Source organism: Anabaena sp. WA102, assembly GCF_001277295.1.
In the GTDB taxonomy this organism is placed as follows: Bacteria; Cyanobacteriota; Cyanobacteriia; order Cyanobacteriales; family Nostocaceae; genus Dolichospermum; species Dolichospermum heterosporum.
In genome coordinates this window covers 1,261,925-1,278,632 of sequence record NZ_CP011456.1, presented here as the reverse complement: position 1 = coordinate 1,278,632, position 16,708 = coordinate 1,261,925, and the positions used below count along the sequence as shown (strand labels likewise).

Here is a 16,708-nt window from a genome sequence, read left to right as displayed (position 1 = left end):
GATAGAGATAATAATTAGGTGACTAATTGATAGTAACGTAAACAATCATCTGGTAAAAGACGCAAGATAAAATCTCTGTCCTGATTCCAATTAGAAATATATTCTTCCTGATTGATTGTCACCAAATGAATACATTGAAAGCATTGAAAAATCCAGCGTAAAGTAGGGCGGTTAGTTGCTTTACCTAATTGATTTTTAATTGTTGATTTAGACTCTTTCAGAGCATTTCTAATTTGTCGTTGAGCCAAAGTATAAACCAATAGACATAAACCCATAATCATTCCCAAAGACTCTATTCTTTCAGGACTTTTGAGGAAAATACTGTCTGCAAAAAATAATGGGTCTTTAAGAAAACCAAACCCTCTTTCACATGACTGCTGGGCTTTATATTCACTGAGCATGGAATCATCGCTAAGTTCTTTTGAATCTAAAACATTCGTCGCAATAATAAAACGTCCCGCACTCAGCAATTCTGTATTAATTTTACTTTCATCCTGGGAGACTGTAGCTGATATTTGGTAACATATTTCTTGTGGAGAATCTTTTGTCTTAGATTTGATTTGAGTAACAATACTTACGTTAATTTGGTGATATTTGAATTGTTTTGATAATTTTGATAATGCTTTGATAGCATCTGCTTCACAAGCAAATTCTTCTTGTGATAATTTTTTCAAATCTTGCACAGCTTTTGATTCTGCTTTGATAATTTTTTGGGTGAGTTTACGCAGGTCTGATTCTCTTCTCTCTTGACTTTGTACCACTAGCCATCTTTGTTCTATTTCGGCATAATTTTCGGTTTTTGATGCTAATTTATATCCTGGTATTGTACTATCAATAAATTCTGATTCTGGTATTGTTGATATTAATGATTTTGCTGCTTTTATGGTTAATGGTACTCGACATAACCACTGTAAATCTGACATCATTTTTAGGTTTGATTCTGTATATAATGCTGAGTCAGCAACAATGAGACTATTAACTTCTAATTGTTTTTGATATTCTACTGCTATTTGACCAAAGCATGATGAATCTGTTTGGTTTCCTGATGCTAGTTTTAAAAATATTGGGATGTCTCCATCCCCTGAACATATCATTTCTATAATGAACTGTTTTAAGTCTGGTCTGTGGTCACGGGAATAACCGTAGGTAATTGTAATTTCTTTTGGTGATTTTACTGCTAATTCCTCTAATTCTTGGTTATCTCCTACTTTTTGATTCTCAAATATTACTTCTGGTAAGCTAGTGTTATACTGCCCATGCACGTGCATTGATGATGAGTCTAGGTGTGATGTTGATAGTGATACTCCAAATTTTTTGGCTGCTTTTACTGCGATGATAAAAAATATTGTATCCAATCCTTTTATAAATAGTTTATCCATGACTCTCCCCAGTTTATCGTCGTTGAGATATTCTGGTTTTACTCCTGCTCCTATTAGATGTTCACAGGCGATTGTTTCAAAATATTTGGGAAACATATATAACGGTTTGGATACAAATCCTAACCCGTTTATGATCATGGCTTTTACTACTTGACCTGCATTTACTTTTTCGTCTTTTTCGATTCCTATTAATTCATTTATTATTTCTACTATTCCTATTGAATCTATTATTCCTGCTACTATCCCTAGATGGTCTATGTTCTGAATTTCTATTTCTTGCGGTTTTAATTTCACAACAGTTGCCTCTAATATTTCTGTTGTCATCAATTATTTCTTATTTGGTTATCAATTCATTTTTTTCTTTTGTTACCAAGTTTCACTTTCTCACACCATGCCCTTTCTAATGCTACTTCTTCTCATTAAGTATCTTAATCTTTGAGTTGTCTTTAGTTATTATGTACTACTTGGCTGGCTTTTTTGATCTGTGAAAGTTTAGGGTGCGGAATGTGGGTTTCATACCTCAATTCAGCAACGCCGATAAATTCATGATTTCTTCATGAATATGATATATGAATAAATGTATTTATGTTAATAGTCTAAAAATATACAACAATATCTTCATATCACAAATTTTTATCTACCCAATGGAGGAATCAAGACGTACCCAATAAATATTAAATAATTAAACATTCCGATCACCTGACGAACTTTAACAGTATATCCCTTTGTTTGCACTATACAAACAAGGGATTTTTTTATGCAAATTCGTAAATGATACCAATTGTAGATGATAATCATCAATTTATATGTCTTAGGGGGGACTGGATTAAACCCGAATAAATATTAAATATTAAATAGCCCGATTACCCTACCGGACTTTAGCTCCAAATCCTCTCTTGTCATTATCCGATAAGAGAGGTTTTATTCACTTTTTATCAGCTTACTCAGAAATTTGCTAATTTTCATTAACCGAAAATTATTCATTTTTAGAATTGATATATTACCAAAATTTGTCTACATATTAAAAATAATGCCCCGACCATAATAAATATTAATGTTATTTTTCCCCCAGGAACTAGGGTTTGATAGTTACCATTAGCAAATTCTGGTGTTTGACTTTGTTTCCAACTCATTAATGCTGGCATAATTCCTCCGAGAATGGAAACACTAAATGCTCCCGTGTATTCTAAAGCATGAAAAAAGATATTAGGATTAAATGTTCCTAAACTCAGAGGTGGAAGCAACACTAAGGAATAAAGAGGTAAACGAGAAATTTCGCTTTTGGTAATGATGGAAATATCTTGAAAAAAGTCTGCTAAACCATAGGTAATACCTATAAATGATGTCACAATTGCAAATTCAGAAAAAATTGATAATAAGACAGCAAACCATTCTCCTAATTGACCAGTTCGCAGAATTTGCAGTGGATCAAATACGCTCTCATTTGCGAAATTATGGGATAAAATATCTGGAGTCATACAGCCTAAAATAACAGCATTCCAAGCTAAAAACATGAATAAGGGAATTAATGAACCAATAATCATAGATTGGCGAATTTTATTAATGTCTCCTTCTAATTGAGTTACAACCAGTGGAATAATACTGTGAAAGAACATTGCTACATATATAATAGCAATAGCATTACCAATAGATTGCCAATTTTGTACTAGAAGTTGAGAGTTTTGAAATTGCATTCCTCCTAATATTAATAAACCCAAAAAAGTAATTAATAAAATAATAATAAATATACCATTTATTCTTTCTATCAATCTATCTTTACCCCAATACATTAGGCTACCAAATACGAGAAAAAAACTGACTGTTCCTACCCACTGAGGTGAAATATGCTCTAATTCCCAAACTTTATCAACTGTGGTTGTTAAAATTTTGCCACCTTCAGTCATATATGCCACTAACAGGGCATAGTGGTTAAATACATAGGCAATTCCGGCAATTCTCGCTCCTGGTTTACCGAGAATCTTTTCTATGATTGCTAATAAACCTATATGAGAAATACCCTCAAATCTCATCACATTTAAAGTCAATTCTGCAATTAATAAACCGGAGGTTAAAGTATACAGCCATACAGTAATAAGTAGGATTGTGGATGGTATAATCCCCGATGGTAAAGTTACAGCAGGTAATCCAATAATCCCCGCCCCAATGGTAGTTCCGACAATTAAAGCTGTATTTCCTAAAACACTACCGGGTTGATGTTGAAATTTATGATTATCAAATTTTAGATGGGAAAATAATCGCGTTACTGTTTGTTCTTTTTTATTCATAAGTGCAGGTAATTAGTGTTATTGAGATTATTTATATCCCCGACTTCTTGAAGAAGTCGGGGATATTGTCTTGTGGTTAATTAAACAAATTTTTTGGTAAACTCACATATTAAGTCTACTCTACCTTTACGTAACATGGCTGGATCTAATCTTTCCGTGGTATTACAAGTCATTAGTATGACTAATTTCTGTTGCATTTGAATACCAGATTCGTCAATTATGCTTTGGTATAATGTCCCATCTAATAAGGCTAAAATATGCTCGGTTTTGTTGTTATATTGTGCTACTTCTGAAGCTCGATCTTGAGCTAAATTATCAGCTTCGTTGATGATAATACAAATCTTTTCTAAATATGTTGGCGGCACAAAGTTAGTGATGGCATCATGATCTAAAATGAAAATTACATATCCTAAAGGGACAAGAATTTCTTTAGCAACACTTTGTGTCCATGCTGTTTTCCCTGTACCTGGTGCGCCATGTACTACAACGGCTAATTGATTTTGATCTAAAATTGTTTGTTGAACTATGTCAGTAAAATCTTGAATATCTTGGGGAAATGTCGGTAATGAATACTGACTATGAACTTTCCCAACACGACTTTGATATCCACTCAGCATGACTGCTAGATCATAGGTGGCTTTATTAATTAATGGCTTGATATTTTTAGCCATTAAAGTATAATTTCTTCTGCCTCTTTCATAAGCTTCAATTTGTAACCAAATATCATGTTCTGACCAGTAGGCATAAACTGTATTAACCACATCTAGTCTTTCCCAGTTTACAAATTTTTCAACGGGGAAATAAAAGTCTCGTTCTGAGTAATATTGAGTGATAACATCAGGACGTTCTAATAGTTTCAAAACTCGTAAAACGGTTATTTCTTGGAGAAGATTCAGGACGTAATCAATAGGAATACTGTTGCGACTGACAAATTGGACTAGGGGTGTTTCTGTGGTTAAAAAGTCTTTATGGCGCTGTTCTGGGGTGAGCATATCTGGTGTAATATAATTCCAATATTTTTGGAATTCACCACGGGTGTAATCTGAAGCTAAATTTAAAATATTTGCCCACCAAGCATATTCTTTTCTCGCTAAAGCATCAGCATAATAACTGGCTAAATTAATACTTTTTTGGGTTAATTCTTGAGTGTCATGGAATAGAATTTTACCGAAGTATTCCCAATCAAAATCTCTGTGAAATGGTCGCCAACCACTAGATAACAAGTGTTGAAAGTTCTTATTGGTGTTATTACTTTCGTTGGTTCGGAAATAGTCAAAATCCATAGTCAAATTATTCTCTGTTGAAACAGGCAATGATGCACAACTTTTTAATCACACTTATAAAGTAGATGCCGAAAACCCTTGAAGATGCGTTCTCCTAAGTCGAACGCATCTGGGCTTCAGACAAGGGATGAAGGCTAGTACCGCAAGGCGGAAGTCAAAAGTCAAAAGTCAAAAGTCAAAATGAAGACAGCATAGGCTTTTGGAGGATTTAGAATGGTTGGTTTATTTACGCCGTTTTGTACTAGTTGCTTTCCTTTATCCTGCAATGACGTTAATTTGAAAATTTGAAATTATTTCAAATTTTAATCCATATTCGTGATACAATCAAACTGTCACTAAAGACATAAAAAGCTACCGGGGGACTCTCGGAAAGTTACGCTTGTCAGATATGATTTCGCCCGCCAGGGCAAACGAAATCAGGGCAAGAACCCAAATATTCAAGGAACCAATCCTGAAACTGGGATAACTGAGGGATATAGACTGAAACTCTCTATAGAATCTCCACGTCTTTAGACCGGAGAGTGTCAAGTAACATACTATAGCATTACACCAAAAGGTTTTGCTGCTTAATGCTGATGGCGTAGCCTGTCCTTAGAGGTTGTTGGAAAAGTATTAGATGAAACCGATAATCTCCAGAAACCTAATGCCTATTGCATATCGCTGGATAATTTAGGTCAATTTGCCTAAATTGCGAGAAGATTTAAAGTAGCTAGTTTATACAAAAAGTCAGGGTTGAAATTGCTAAATATTATTCCACTGCTATTGCTACTTGTCCAAGTACCGGCAACGGCGATTTTGCTTTCCCGGTTGCTGAAAGGTCCTAGACGTGATCCAGCTTTAACACCACAACAGCCAACACCGGAAATTTTAGGCAGTGTGAGCGTGGTTGTACCGACGTTAAATGAGGCGTTGCGGATTGGTCCGCTTTTGGCTGGTTTAACTCGCCAAAGTTATGAGGTTCGGGAAGTTATTGTGGTTGATAGTCGCTCTCAAGATGGTACTCCCGATTTGGTAAAAGCGGCAGCAGCGACTGACCCACGCTTTCGGGTGATGACGGATGATCCTTTACCTTCTGGGTGGGTGGGTCGTCCTTGGGCGTTGCATAATGGTTTTTTGTTCAGTTCTGAGGGGAGTGAGTGGTTTTTGGGTATGGATGCAGATATCCAACCTGATGCTGGTTTGGTGGCGAGTTTGGTGCAAACTGCGATCGCTAAAGGTTATGATTTGGTATCTTTATCACCGCAGTTTATTCTCAAGTATCCGGGGGAATGTTGGTTACAACCGGCTTTGTTAATGACGTTGTTGTATAGATTTGATCCGACGGGGATTTATACTGAACAACCGGAACGGGTGATGGCTAATGGTCAGTGTTTTTTGTGTCGTCGGTCTGTGTTAAAGGCTGTGGATGGTTACAGCAGCGCGAAGGGTTCTTTTTGTGATGATGTGACTTTGGCGCGGAATATTGCCGCGAAGGGCTTTAAGGTGGGCTTTTTGGATGGGGCTAAGGTGCTAAGGGTGAGGATGTATGAGGGGGCGTGGGAAACTTGGAACGAATGGGGGCGCAGCCTTGATTTGAAGGATGCTGCTTCTCCCGCTCAGATTTGGGGGGATTTATGGGTGTTGTCGGCGGTGCAGGGTTTACCTATTTTGATTTTACTGGGTTATTTGTCGCTGCCTTCTTTGGTGCTTTCACTGCCGGCGCTGCTGTTGTTAGGATTGAATATATTTTTGGTGGTGATTCGCTTTGCTTTATTATTAGCGATCGCTCCCTCCTATGATCGGAAAGATGCCACTGGTGGTTGGTTATTCTGGCTTTCTCCGTTGGCTGACCCTTTAGCGGTGCTACGCATCTTTTTATCTGCATTTCACACTCCTAAGCAATGGCGCGGGCGGAAATATGGGGATTAAGGCTATTTAGGGCGCTGACTGAGGGTATCGCTCTTTATTCCAGTTTGTCTTGTGGGGAGAGCGATCTTAATCATGAGAAAATATCTTGGTTCTTAGGGACTTCCAATTAAAAAAATACCCAAAAATTTCTTGTGGTGCGGGCATACTTCGACAAGCTCAGTACAAGTCTTGCCCGCTAATCATCAAGGACGGGCAGGATGCCCATCCCACAAAATTGGGTAATTTATTTTTTGGTGTTCCCTTAAAGAACACAGGCTATTTTGACACTCTCCGGTCTAAAGACGCGGAGATTCTATAGAGAGTTTCAGTCTATATCCCTCAGTTATCCCAGTTTCAGGCACTGCCTTAAATATTTGGGTTCTTGCCCTGATTTCGTTGGCCCTGGCGGGCGAAATCATATCTGACAAGCGTAACTTTCCGAGAGTCCCTCGGTAGCTTTTTATGTCTTTAGTGACAATATAGTTGTATCACGAATATGGATTAAAATCAATGCAGGATTTATCCTGCCTCTAGTACAAAACGGCGTAAATAAACCAACCATTCTAAATCCTCCAAAAGCCTATACTGTCTTCATTTTGACTTTTGACTTTTGACTTTTGACTTCCGCCTTGCGGTACTAGCCTTCATCCCTTGTCTAAAGCCCAAATGTGGCTTCCTGAGTCACCCACATTTTCAAGGGTTTTCGGCGTTCTTCCTTATAATTAGTGTATCTGTAAATTCTCTACATTTATTTGCTCTATGGATTTTAAATATCCTTAATAAAGGAGATAATCATCATGAAAACATCAATCACCATTAATCCAGCGTATGAAGAGATAATTAACTTTCTCGCTGCTGGCATAACATCTCAAAGTTTAGTTAAATTTCAAGTATCGGAAACAGTAAAAGAAAGAGTATCTGATTTAATTTTTCGGGAAAAAACTGATGGAATTTCTCCAGAGGAGAAATCAGAATTAGATCATTATTTGATTCTAGAACATTTATTAAGACTAGCAAAAGCTAGGGCTTATGATTTTATTAACGAGAAGGCTTAAAATTAAATTATGGAGCGTCCTTATTTAAATCTAGAACTTCGCCGTTTAGTTACAGAAAGAGCGGATAATTTATGTGAATATTGCCTGATTTCTGAACATGATACCATTTTAGGCTGTGCCATTGATCATATTATTAGTATCAAACATGGTGGCTCATCAAATATAGATAATCTGGCTTATTGTTGTGTCTATTGTAATCGTTTTAAAGGAAGTGATATCGGTTCAATTATTTTAGATAAAAAATAATTTGTGCGTTTTTATCATCCTCGTTGGGATAATTGGGGGGAACATTTTAAACTGAATAATTCTACTATTGAATCTCTCACAAATATAGGACAAGTGACGGCTAGAATTTTAGGATTTAATGATCAACCTCGTTTATTAGAACGTCAATTACTTATTGATAATAAAAAATATCCTTCTCTCTCAGCAATTAAAAGAATGAATGCTTAATGCAATGTCTTCCAAATTATGGGAAATGCGATAATTATGCAGATGGTAAAATGAGTCGCTGGATCACTAATTCTGGATTGTCTAAGGAGGATTTATGAGGATATTGCGGATTTGTTGTTAGGATTGAATATATTTTTGGTGGTAATTCGCTTTGCCTTATTATTAGCGATCGCTCCCTCCTATGATCGGAAAGATGCCACTGGTGGTTGGTTATTCTGGCTTTCTCTTTTGGCTGACCCTTTAGCGGGGCTACGCATCTTTTTATCTGCATTTCACACTCCTAAGCAATGGCGCGGGCGGAAATATGGGGATGATGTCGGCTAAAAAACAAAGTGATTAATAGAAAAATTCCCCTTGTGTCTGGGTACAAGCTAAAATTTTCAGTAAAAGCGTTTATTTTGGAACGAGGGGAACTTATGGCGATTAAAAAAGGAAATATGGTGCGGGCTATTCGGGAAAAGCTAGAAAATAGTCTAGAAGCACAGGCTAGTGATTCCCGTTTACCTAGTTACTTGTTTGAAACCCAAGGGGAAATTGTGGATATCAAGGGTGATTATGCTTTGGTCAAGTTTGGACAAGTACCAACGCCCAATATTTGGTTAAAGTTGTCACAGTTGGAAGAGTTTGCCTAATTTAGATGTCTGATAGAAATAGATATCTCCAAAAAAGTAGAGACGTTCCATGGAACGTCTCTACAAGGGTTCTGGAAAACGCAGATTTAATTTTCACCAGATAGTTAATTTTCCTCGTCGGCGGGGTCGCCATAGGGATCTTCACTGGCGGGACGAACATTGCCAAAGTTGCCTTGGTCGGCGGGGTCGCCGTATGGGTCTTCACTGGCGGGACGAACATTACCAAAGTTGCCTTGGTTGGCGGGGTCGCCATAGGGGTCTTCACTAGCGGGACGAACATCACCAAAATTTGCTTCGTTTAGATCATCACGAGGTGGACGGATTTCTTCTTGATCTCGTTTATCGCCTAACCCTACTAAAAAATCTTTCGCCTTTTGCAAAAAGTCGTTAACCATGATCTGTCTCCTTATTGTGTTGCTTCTGGTAGTTGAGTGAGATCCCGACCTGTGGTGCGTCCGTTATAGCCTTGGAATTCACTATACTTTTGCGCTTCTGATTCGGGAACACGAATACCATCTGGGGGAGGAGTTACCCAGTGAGCGCGGTTTTGCTCATCACGGTAATATACGCGCCCATTTTTGGAGAGATAATATTTGCCTTTTGCTCCTGTTCCTTGAGCGTTTTTTTGTTTGTTGTAGAGATAGTAAAGAGCGGCTGCTCCCCCTAAAAGTGCCACTTTCTGACCTGTGGATAATCCTTTTTTGGCTTCGGGTTGATTTACTAAAGAGCGATCGCTCATGTTTCTACCTGCTGTATCATCAACAGGTGGTGGTACTGATGCGTTTCGAGAACCACCGCCACAGCCTGTTAATAAAAGAACTGAGAGTAATGTAGACATCAGTATTGCTTGCACGCGTAAACCGAGTTTACGCTCTTTATATATAGTCTTCATTTTGTTCCTATTATTTACAACTCTTTAATCTCCGTACAGACACAAAGGCAGATTTGAGCTTTTGTTTTTTCGTACCTAGAAAAGGATGGGTATAGTATTTGTATGTAATCATGAACTATTTTTGTCGGTCTTCCATCTTGCTGCTGATATAAGCGACTCTAATTTCTTACCTCTGAGGAAATATGCAATTAGAGACTTCTTACTCAAAAAATATCCCAATCCTGAGTATAAATGTAGGGGTTTAGCTCATGCTTTACCCTTACCTGTTCAGGGTATTTGCAGCATAAGTCATAAATATTGATATTTGTCTTATTTACATCAAAATAGTTAATATTATTTGAATTTTGTCCAAGTAACAAATAAAATACTTATAATATTTTTTAGTTAAGTAGGATACTGAATATGAACACCCAAGCCAAAAATTTACAGGTTTTGTACGCTAAAACTCGCTTGCTGCTTGCGTTGTGGGACTTAGGAGGAAGTCAGCAGAAAGTGGCTAGGGGTAAATTGAATGACAAAATGAAATTAAAGAACAAGAATATCCCAGGTTATCCAGAAATTTTACAAGAATTAGAACAAGAAGGAGCGATCGCACTCTCCAAAAAAGGATCTTCAACCAGTTATACTCTCACGTCACCAATAGGGTTAGATGTGTTAGGTGCGGGTTTGCGTAGTGAGGACAATTTGTATAAATTAGTCTCAATGTAATAAAACTTCCAAATTAAATAAACAAATTTAAGCAAATGTGCTTAATAAAATTAAAATTTGTTGTAATTAAGATTCAGTAGTACAACTTTAGGGGAAAAGACAATGAAAGAATTTGGTTTAACTCTGGAACAAACAAGAATCATGTTTAGCTATCAATACCATCTGGTATTAGCAGACGTTGAATATGAGAACAATTTTGAAACGAAAGCTCTGAAACGGCAATGGTTATCTCAGTGGAAAGAATCAACTGAACTTTTTTTACAAGGACAAATTAATCAAGAAAATCATAGTAATTCTTCCTCTAATTTGATCACAGATTTTGAATTACTCAAACAATTAGTTACAGCGATTAAGACAGATGCGGGAAATAAATTAACTCTACATATAATGTTCTTAGAGGTAGTTATTTTTAAGCCATATTATAACCTTGGTAACACAAATGATGACAAATATAAAAATATAAAAATATCTGACGAATACAAACTGATCAATAAATTACAAGTTTTTGCCAGAAGCCTAGATTTAGATTCAGATGTTGTTAGACGCTTTAAGTCGAACTATAACGAGGCAATTCAAGGAATTAAAGGTGGTTTAAATCCCTGGTTAGTAGGTGTCTTAGGTGCAGTTGCTTTAGCCATAACAGCAGCATTTTTCACACCAGTAATCGCAGGTTTATTAGCACCTATACTAGCACCTGGTTTATCTGGTGCAGCAGCAGTATCAGCTGTTTTAGCTGCTCTTGGAGGAGGTGCAATAGCAGCAGGTGGTTTGGGAATGGCGGGTGGTTTTGCAGTCATTGTTGGTGGTGGTGCTATTCTTGGCGCTGGTGCGGGTGTTGGTGTTGGTGCTTTGTTTGCTCAGTCTCCAGATGCTGCTTTAACGCAAGCAGCTAAGTTAGAAGTTGTAATGAAAGAAATTGTCCTCATTCAAAAAGATATTCGTTTGGCTCAAGAAATTATTAAGGAGCAAAGGCAAGCTATTCGCTCTCTTGAAGATGAAAGAGATGATTTAATTCTGAATAAGGAACAAAACAAGCAAAAAATAGAAAATTTGGAAAAAGCAATTGAGTATTTAAAAAACGCATTACATAGAAACCAAGACTTACTGTAAATAAATGGGAAATTTTGTATGTCTAGCATATTGAATTGGGATAATGAGTTTTTGGAAATGTCTCAAAGAATTAGAGATATTCATTCCTCTTTTGCCACAATTAATCAGACTCAGAAACAGGAAACAGAAAAATTGACACAATTACAAAATGATGTAATTAATCTAGCTAAAGATATTGGAGTTTCAGAAGATATTATCAGACATATCTTAGATACTAATTTACAACCATCTAAATCACAAAGGCAACTAATTTGGGAAGATGAAATTTTCTTAAATAACAACTTTCTGATTATTGATGATAGGGTCAAAGAAGAGGTTTTCAGAAACCCAGAATTTTTGCCTCCATTATCTAACTTAGATTATGCAATAGTTGGTATATCAGGTTTAGTTGCTAATATTCTTGATTTTTTAGTGGTCAAAATTCCCAAAGATATCAACTATCTAGGAAAATATAAACAAGAAGGAAGTAATTTTACAAAATGGTTAAAAACTTTAGGTATTGATGAAGAAGGAGAATTAAATCCATTTTTAAAGTGGTGTGAAGATACTTGTAAAGTTTCTTATGACCAAAGTATTAATCAGAATATTAAAGGATTTAATCCCAAAACTCATAGGTTATTAAGTCTTGGCCATGATCCGCTATTTGGTCTGATATTTGGAACGCTAGACATTATCAATGGCAATATGACTGCTTTTGACATCAATGGTAATCTTCATATTTTGAAAACATTTGATATGTCATTGGAAGATAAAGCTTTCGCTCCTTTGATTTGGTTGGGTCATATTATATCTGATATGTCTACTAAAATGGGAGTTCCTATTCCTGGATGGGCATTTCTCCAACTTATGCAATTTGGTTTTTATGGATCGGATACAAAAACCATAGCAGATATATCTAGATGGATGTATTTAAATGGTTATGATCTGAGACACTTTATCACAATGTCAGTTCCTGTAACTGTTATAGAAATAATTGTCAGAGGTTATCACTATCTTTCATGTTTGGATAGCGCAGAACAACTTCAATACTCTTTGCATACTTCTATTGCAAATAGAGAACTGTATCAAATTAAATCTAATCTAAAACTTCATAAAATGTTGTTTTTAGCTCATGCAATATCAGCTAGTGGCAATGCGCTAAAAATTTTTACATACGCTGGTAATCCTTTAGCTATTAATTTGCCTCAATGGTTATTTTTTGCTAAGGAAAGTCTGACTATTTTGCAAGCAGTTACAAGAGATACAACACCCGAAAAGATAGTTCGTAATCGTGATAAAATTAATGATGCTTGGGATGAAATTAAAAATATTAATATTTAAGAAATTTTGTTGTCATATCTGAGACTTAAATTTTCAACTTACAGGTTATTTAGGAAGAATTAAATCAAGTGATCGGAAAAACGATAAATTTTACTATTTGCGCGACTTACCAATAAATTAAAAACAACTCTTTTCTCTCTTCTTTTCTTTCTTCCCTTCGCGCTCTTCGTTGCTTCGTGGTTTATTTCCCCAAAATCATTCATCCCAAAGTCAAAATACCAGCTTGAAAATTCACCACCAAAGGCAAAAACTCCAACCACTCTGAACCCAATAAAATCTCCGTTAATTCATCTCCAGCATAAACAGGAATTTCATACTCTTGGTTATCCAATATCACCTTACCCAAATATCTTTCAAACGTGATTTCACCCTGAGCAGTTCGCAGAATTTCTTTATCTACATAATCCCAATTAAGTCCATCTAAATCTTGTGTATTAATAGCCATAAAGCCTGTGAAACCACTATCAAATAAAGCATCCACAGGCAAACTTAAACCATCATTAGCAACCAACTCAATTTCAAAAAATAGCTGCTTTTTTTCACCAAATTTACCCTCTATCATATTCTCCCAGTTGCTCCAGATTCATTCAAACAAAAAACGCAATGATCAGCATTTGGGTATTTATCACGGGCTTTTTGATGTGCAATTTCTTTATCTTGATCAATTAAATAATCACCACTATTTAACTCAATAGCAATATACCAACCATAATGTTCTTTGATCAACTCAGGACGTACACGCTCAAAAATTGTTCGATAACGTTGATACTCTGCCTCATTTTCAGCTTTACGTCTAGCCAATTCTTCCGGTGATAAAGTCAGTTCCGGGAAAATCCTTCCTCTTCTTGCTGGTTGTTTTGGTGTTAGTTGAGTCATGTTTTTAAACCCCATTTCTACTATGATAATAATATCAAAAAAATCATCCTAAAGTCAAAATATCAGCTTGAAAATTCACCACCAAAGGCAAAAACTCCAACCACGCTGAACCCAATAAAATTTCCGTTAATTCATCTCCAGCATAAACAGGAATTTCATCCTCTTGATTATCCAAAATCACTTTACCTGAATAGATAAGTAGGTTGGCGTTGAAAATTGTCGTTATGGCAAGGCAAAAGGCAAGAGGCAAGAGTGAAGAGGGTTTGGGCGATTTTACGTTTCTTTACACAGTTTGGTTTTATTGTGTTCACCTACTTAAATCTTGTTTATTAATAGCCATAAAGCCTGTGAATCCAGTATCAAATAAAGCATCTACAGGCAGATTTAAGCCTTCAGCAGTAATTAATTCAATTTCAAAGAAAAGCTGCCCCTCATCACCAAAATAACCCTGTATCATATTCTTCCTGTTACCCCTGTTTCATTGATGCGAAATAGAAAATGTATCACATTAGGATGTTTCTCCCGTGATTTTTTACTAGCGACTTCCATATCCTGATCAATGAAATAATCACCGCTATCTGGTTCTACAGCAATATACGAGTTATAATGTTCTTTCATCAATTCAGGCAGTAATCTTTGAAAAATTGCCCAACAACGTTGATAAAATTGTTCATCTTCTGCTTTACGTTTAGCCAATTCTTCCGGTGATAAAGTCAATTCAGGGAAAATTCTTCCTCTTCTTGCTGGTTGTTTTGGTGTTAGTTGAGTCATGTTTTTAAACCCCATTTCTACTATGATAATAATATCAAAAAAATTATCCTTAACTCAAAACACCAGCAGAAAAACCATCTTTATGAACCTTTCATTATCAGTCCTGATAGAAGCTGCAAAAGCGGGAAAACTCATCAGTTTCCCTACAGATACCGTCCCTGCATTAGCCACCATACCAGTACAAGCAGAATTAATTTATGCTGCGAAACAACGCAGTTTTGATAAACCTTTAATTTTAATGGCTGCCAAAGCTGAAGATTTATGGGATTATGTTCAAGGTAGCCAAAGAGAATATCAAATCTGGCAAAAAATTGTTAATCAATATTGGCCAGGTGCTTTAACTTTAGTTTTACCAGCTAGTGACAAAATTCCCACTGTCATGAATCCTCTTGAACCGACTACTATTGGGATTAGAGTTCCAAATCATCCAGTTGCTCAAATTATTTTGGCGCAAACTGGTCCAATGGCGACAACTAGCGCTAATTTATCAGGACAACCAGCTTTAGAAACCAAAGCAGCTATAGAAGCTCAATTTCCAGAGGTTTTAACATTAGAATCAACAGAATACCAAGGTTTGGGAATACCTTCCACCGTTGCTAAATGGACAGGGAACAATTGGCAGATTTTACGACAAGGTAGTATTAAATTGGATAATTATGAATTTTAGTAACTGGCTATATTTAGGCGCAGGAATAGGATTAGGAATAGGTTTTTGTAAATTATTCCTTCAGTCTAGCAAATCGGCATCTGTTACGGTGGAAAATGCTCCACAACAGCCAGAAAACCCACTTTTGGCAGAATTAGAGCAAACCCAATTAGCCTACTATCAGGCGCGGGAAATGAGCCAATTTCAAGGGGGGTTTTTAGCCAGGATTGGTCATGAATTGCGATCGCCTCTAGGGAGTATGATGGGTTTACATCAACTGATTTTGGCAGATTTGTGTGAAAATCCCCAAGAAGAGCGAGAATTTATCGGACAAGCTTACGAAAAATCTCTGAAATTATTAAAAATAATTGATGAAATTCTCAATGTTTCCAAAATTGAATCTGGTAGAAATAAATTAGATATTCAGGCTTTTCAATTAAGTGAATTTCTCCAGGAAGTTTATGAACTAACTTATTTATTAGCCGTTAACCGCAATTATCCTTTTATTTTATCACCCTCAGATCCAGAAATTCAGATTTTGACAGATTACCATTGGCTCAAACAAGTATTAATCAATTTGATAAATACAACAATTGCTAACATGGAAGAAGGGAATATATATCTTTCTGGCAATTTACAATCTCCAGGTAATTTTGCCAATATTTGGTTAGACGTACCCACTGATACCGTAATCACAAATGAATCTCTGCATTTGATGAAATCAGAACTTCAAACAACTCAAGAAAATATAGATTTGTCACCAGGAATGAAACTTTCACTCAATCAACGTTTGGTAGAATTGATGGGAGGAAAATTAGAAATTTTGCCTTTTCCCACCAACCAGGAAGAAACATCGCAGTTAACTAGACTGCAAATATCCATACCTACAGGGACTCTTGCAAACAAATCTCCTCACTGACAAAAGCATCAAAATTAGATTGATTATTTAAAACCATTGTCGTGGTATTATTGACTCGAAAACCAATCTTTTCATAAAATTCCCGTTGATGCGTTGTCATTAAGTATACACGCTCTACCTTCTGCATTCGGGGATGACTTAAAACCGTTTCCACCAACTTGCTACCCAAACCGTTACCTTGATAATCTGGATGAATGACAACATCCCAAATTGTAGCGCGATAGATGCCATCAGAGGTGGCTCTAGCAAAACCAATTAATAATTCCCTATCCCAGATAGAAATAACAGGTTCACTGTTAGCAAGAGCTATACCCCAATCCTTAATACTACGTCCTTTTGCCCAAAAAGCAGCCAGATTAAACAGTTCTTGGAGTTGGAAAAGATCAATATCCGCAAGGCTTTGGCTAAATTGAATCTGAGAATATTTCATCTATAGACACCTAATGATCGGAGTATCTTCGCTTCTGTTATGGCATATTTTCCTAGAAATTA

At 36.3% G+C, this 16,708-nt stretch carries 19 protein-coding genes and 3 pseudogenes; 11 read left to right on the top strand and 11 right to left on the bottom strand.

Features of this window, described 5'->3' with window-relative positions; all coding sequences use genetic code 11:
* Nucleotides 1–14: 14 nt before the first annotated feature.
* The 3 genes from AA650_RS05380 to AA650_RS05370 all read right to left on the bottom strand — a co-directional run bounded on the left by AA650_RS05380 (nucleotide 15) and on the right by AA650_RS05370 (nucleotide 4,947).
* Complete coding sequence (locus tag AA650_RS05380) at nucleotides 15–1,703, bottom strand: IS1634 family transposase (protein ID WP_081424154.1); 1,689 nt, start codon at nucleotides 1,701–1,703, stop codon at nucleotides 15–17.
* Nucleotides 1,704–2,365: 662 nt separating this feature from the next.
* A complete protein-coding gene (locus AA650_RS05375) occupies nucleotides 2,366–3,664 on the bottom strand; it encodes an amino acid permease (RefSeq protein ID WP_053538267.1) in 1,299 nt (432 codons plus the stop codon).
* An 80-nt stretch (nucleotides 3,665–3,744) separates the two neighbouring features.
* Nucleotides 3,745–4,947: an AAA family ATPase gene (locus tag AA650_RS05370; RefSeq protein ID WP_053538266.1), complete on the bottom strand. Its 1,203-nt coding sequence runs from the start codon at nucleotides 4,945–4,947 to the stop codon at nucleotides 3,745–3,747.
* 738 nt (nucleotides 4,948–5,685) lie between these two features.
* Here AA650_RS05370 and cruG point away from each other — a divergent pair.
* The 6 genes and pseudogenes from cruG (at nucleotide 5,686) to AA650_RS05340 (ending at nucleotide 8,974) form a co-directional block, all read left to right on the top strand.
* Nucleotides 5,686–6,855 carry a 2'-O-glycosyltransferase CruG gene (cruG, locus tag AA650_RS05365; RefSeq protein ID WP_442853952.1) on the top strand — a complete coding sequence of 390 codons (1,170 nt, stop codon included), beginning with the start codon at nucleotides 5,686–5,688 and terminating at the stop codon, nucleotides 6,853–6,855.
* Nucleotides 6,856–7,631: 776 nt separating this feature from the next.
* On the top strand, nucleotides 7,632–7,889 hold the full coding sequence (locus AA650_RS05355) for a hypothetical protein (RefSeq protein ID WP_053538263.1): 258 nt from the start codon (nucleotides 7,632–7,634) through the stop codon (nucleotides 7,887–7,889).
* 9 nt (nucleotides 7,890–7,898) lie between these two features.
* The gene (locus tag AA650_RS29270; protein ID WP_325064637.1) at nucleotides 7,899–8,135 is read left to right on the top strand and encodes an HNH endonuclease; all 237 of its coding nucleotides are present in this window, start codon (nucleotides 7,899–7,901) and stop codon (nucleotides 8,133–8,135) included.
* A 3-nt stretch (nucleotides 8,136–8,138) separates the two neighbouring features.
* Complete coding sequence (locus tag AA650_RS29265; protein WP_325064638.1) at nucleotides 8,139–8,342, top strand: hypothetical protein; 204 nt, start codon at nucleotides 8,139–8,141, stop codon at nucleotides 8,340–8,342.
* A gap of 111 nt (nucleotides 8,343–8,453) precedes the next feature.
* A pseudogene (locus AA650_RS05345) lies at nucleotides 8,454–8,666 on the top strand (glycosyltransferase family 2 protein); the annotation flags it as partial.
* Between the two features lie 92 nt (nucleotides 8,667–8,758).
* Nucleotides 8,759–8,974, top strand: coding sequence for an NAD(P)H-quinone oxidoreductase subunit O (locus tag AA650_RS05340; RefSeq protein ID WP_027401856.1), 216 nt, complete (start codon nucleotides 8,759–8,761; stop codon nucleotides 8,972–8,974).
* A 104-nt stretch (nucleotides 8,975–9,078) separates the two neighbouring features.
* Here AA650_RS05340 and AA650_RS05335 read toward each other — a convergent pair whose 3' ends face one another.
* Complete coding sequence (locus AA650_RS05335) at nucleotides 9,079–9,369, bottom strand: hypothetical protein (RefSeq protein ID WP_053538261.1); 291 nt, start codon at nucleotides 9,367–9,369, stop codon at nucleotides 9,079–9,081.
* An 11-nt stretch (nucleotides 9,370–9,380) separates the two neighbouring features.
* The gene (locus AA650_RS05330; RefSeq protein WP_039204234.1) at nucleotides 9,381–9,866 is read right to left on the bottom strand and encodes a hypothetical protein; all 486 of its coding nucleotides are present in this window, start codon (nucleotides 9,864–9,866) and stop codon (nucleotides 9,381–9,383) included.
* Nucleotides 9,867–10,268: 402 nt separating this feature from the next.
* On the opposite strand from AA650_RS05330, the gene AA650_RS05325 reads away from it, so the two are divergent.
* From AA650_RS05325 to AA650_RS05315, 3 genes are all read left to right on the top strand, one after another.
* On the top strand, nucleotides 10,269–10,574 hold the full coding sequence (locus AA650_RS05325) for a hypothetical protein (RefSeq protein ID WP_053538260.1): 306 nt from the start codon (nucleotides 10,269–10,271) through the stop codon (nucleotides 10,572–10,574).
* Between the two features lie 102 nt (nucleotides 10,575–10,676).
* Entirely contained in the window at nucleotides 10,677–11,684 is a 1,008-nt protein-coding gene (locus AA650_RS05320; RefSeq protein WP_053538259.1) for a hypothetical protein, read from the top strand.
* A gap of 18 nt (nucleotides 11,685–11,702) precedes the next feature.
* Nucleotides 11,703–13,004, top strand: a complete 1,302-nt coding sequence (locus AA650_RS05315; protein ID WP_053538258.1) for a hypothetical protein — start codon at nucleotides 11,703–11,705, stop codon at nucleotides 13,002–13,004.
* 199 nt (nucleotides 13,005–13,203) lie between these two features.
* Here the strand turns inward: AA650_RS05315 and AA650_RS05310 are convergent, their stop codons facing one another.
* The 5 genes and pseudogenes from AA650_RS05310 to AA650_RS05295 form a co-directional block, all read right to left on the bottom strand.
* The gene (locus tag AA650_RS05310; RefSeq protein WP_053538257.1) at nucleotides 13,204–13,566 is read right to left on the bottom strand and encodes an aspartyl protease; all 363 of its coding nucleotides are present in this window, start codon (nucleotides 13,564–13,566) and stop codon (nucleotides 13,204–13,206) included.
* Nucleotides 13,563–13,880 (bottom strand): hypothetical protein, encoded by a 318-nt coding sequence (locus AA650_RS05305; protein WP_039204224.1) that lies wholly within the window; start codon nucleotides 13,878–13,880, stop codon nucleotides 13,563–13,565. Before AA650_RS05305 ends, AA650_RS05310 begins: the two co-directional genes overlap by 4 nt.
* Nucleotides 13,881–13,923: 43 nt before the next feature.
* Nucleotides 13,924–14,076, bottom strand: a pseudogene (locus AA650_RS29420) (aspartyl protease); the annotation flags it as partial.
* 117 nt (nucleotides 14,077–14,193) lie between these two features.
* Nucleotides 14,194–14,337 (bottom strand): annotated as a pseudogene (locus tag AA650_RS29415) (aspartyl protease); the annotation flags it as partial.
* The gene (locus AA650_RS05295) at nucleotides 14,334–14,651 is read right to left on the bottom strand and encodes a hypothetical protein (protein WP_027401848.1); all 318 of its coding nucleotides are present in this window, start codon (nucleotides 14,649–14,651) and stop codon (nucleotides 14,334–14,336) included. The gene AA650_RS05295 and the pseudogene AA650_RS29415, both read right to left, overlap by 4 nt.
* An 82-nt stretch (nucleotides 14,652–14,733) precedes the next feature.
* Between AA650_RS05295 and AA650_RS05290 the strand changes: the two genes are divergently transcribed.
* Nucleotides 14,734–15,318, top strand: a complete 585-nt coding sequence (locus AA650_RS05290; RefSeq protein ID WP_053541195.1) for an L-threonylcarbamoyladenylate synthase — start codon at nucleotides 14,734–14,736, stop codon at nucleotides 15,316–15,318.
* Nucleotides 15,308–16,216, top strand: coding sequence for a sensor histidine kinase (locus tag AA650_RS05285; protein WP_053538256.1), 909 nt, complete (start codon nucleotides 15,308–15,310; stop codon nucleotides 16,214–16,216). Before AA650_RS05290 ends, AA650_RS05285 begins: the two co-directional genes overlap by 11 nt.
* Here AA650_RS05285 and AA650_RS05280 read toward each other — a convergent pair.
* Entirely contained in the window at nucleotides 16,182–16,646 is a 465-nt protein-coding gene (locus tag AA650_RS05280; protein WP_053538255.1) for a GNAT family N-acetyltransferase, read from the bottom strand. The two genes, AA650_RS05285 and AA650_RS05280, sit on opposite strands and share 35 nt — an antisense overlap.
* Nucleotides 16,647–16,708 lie beyond the last annotated feature (62 nt).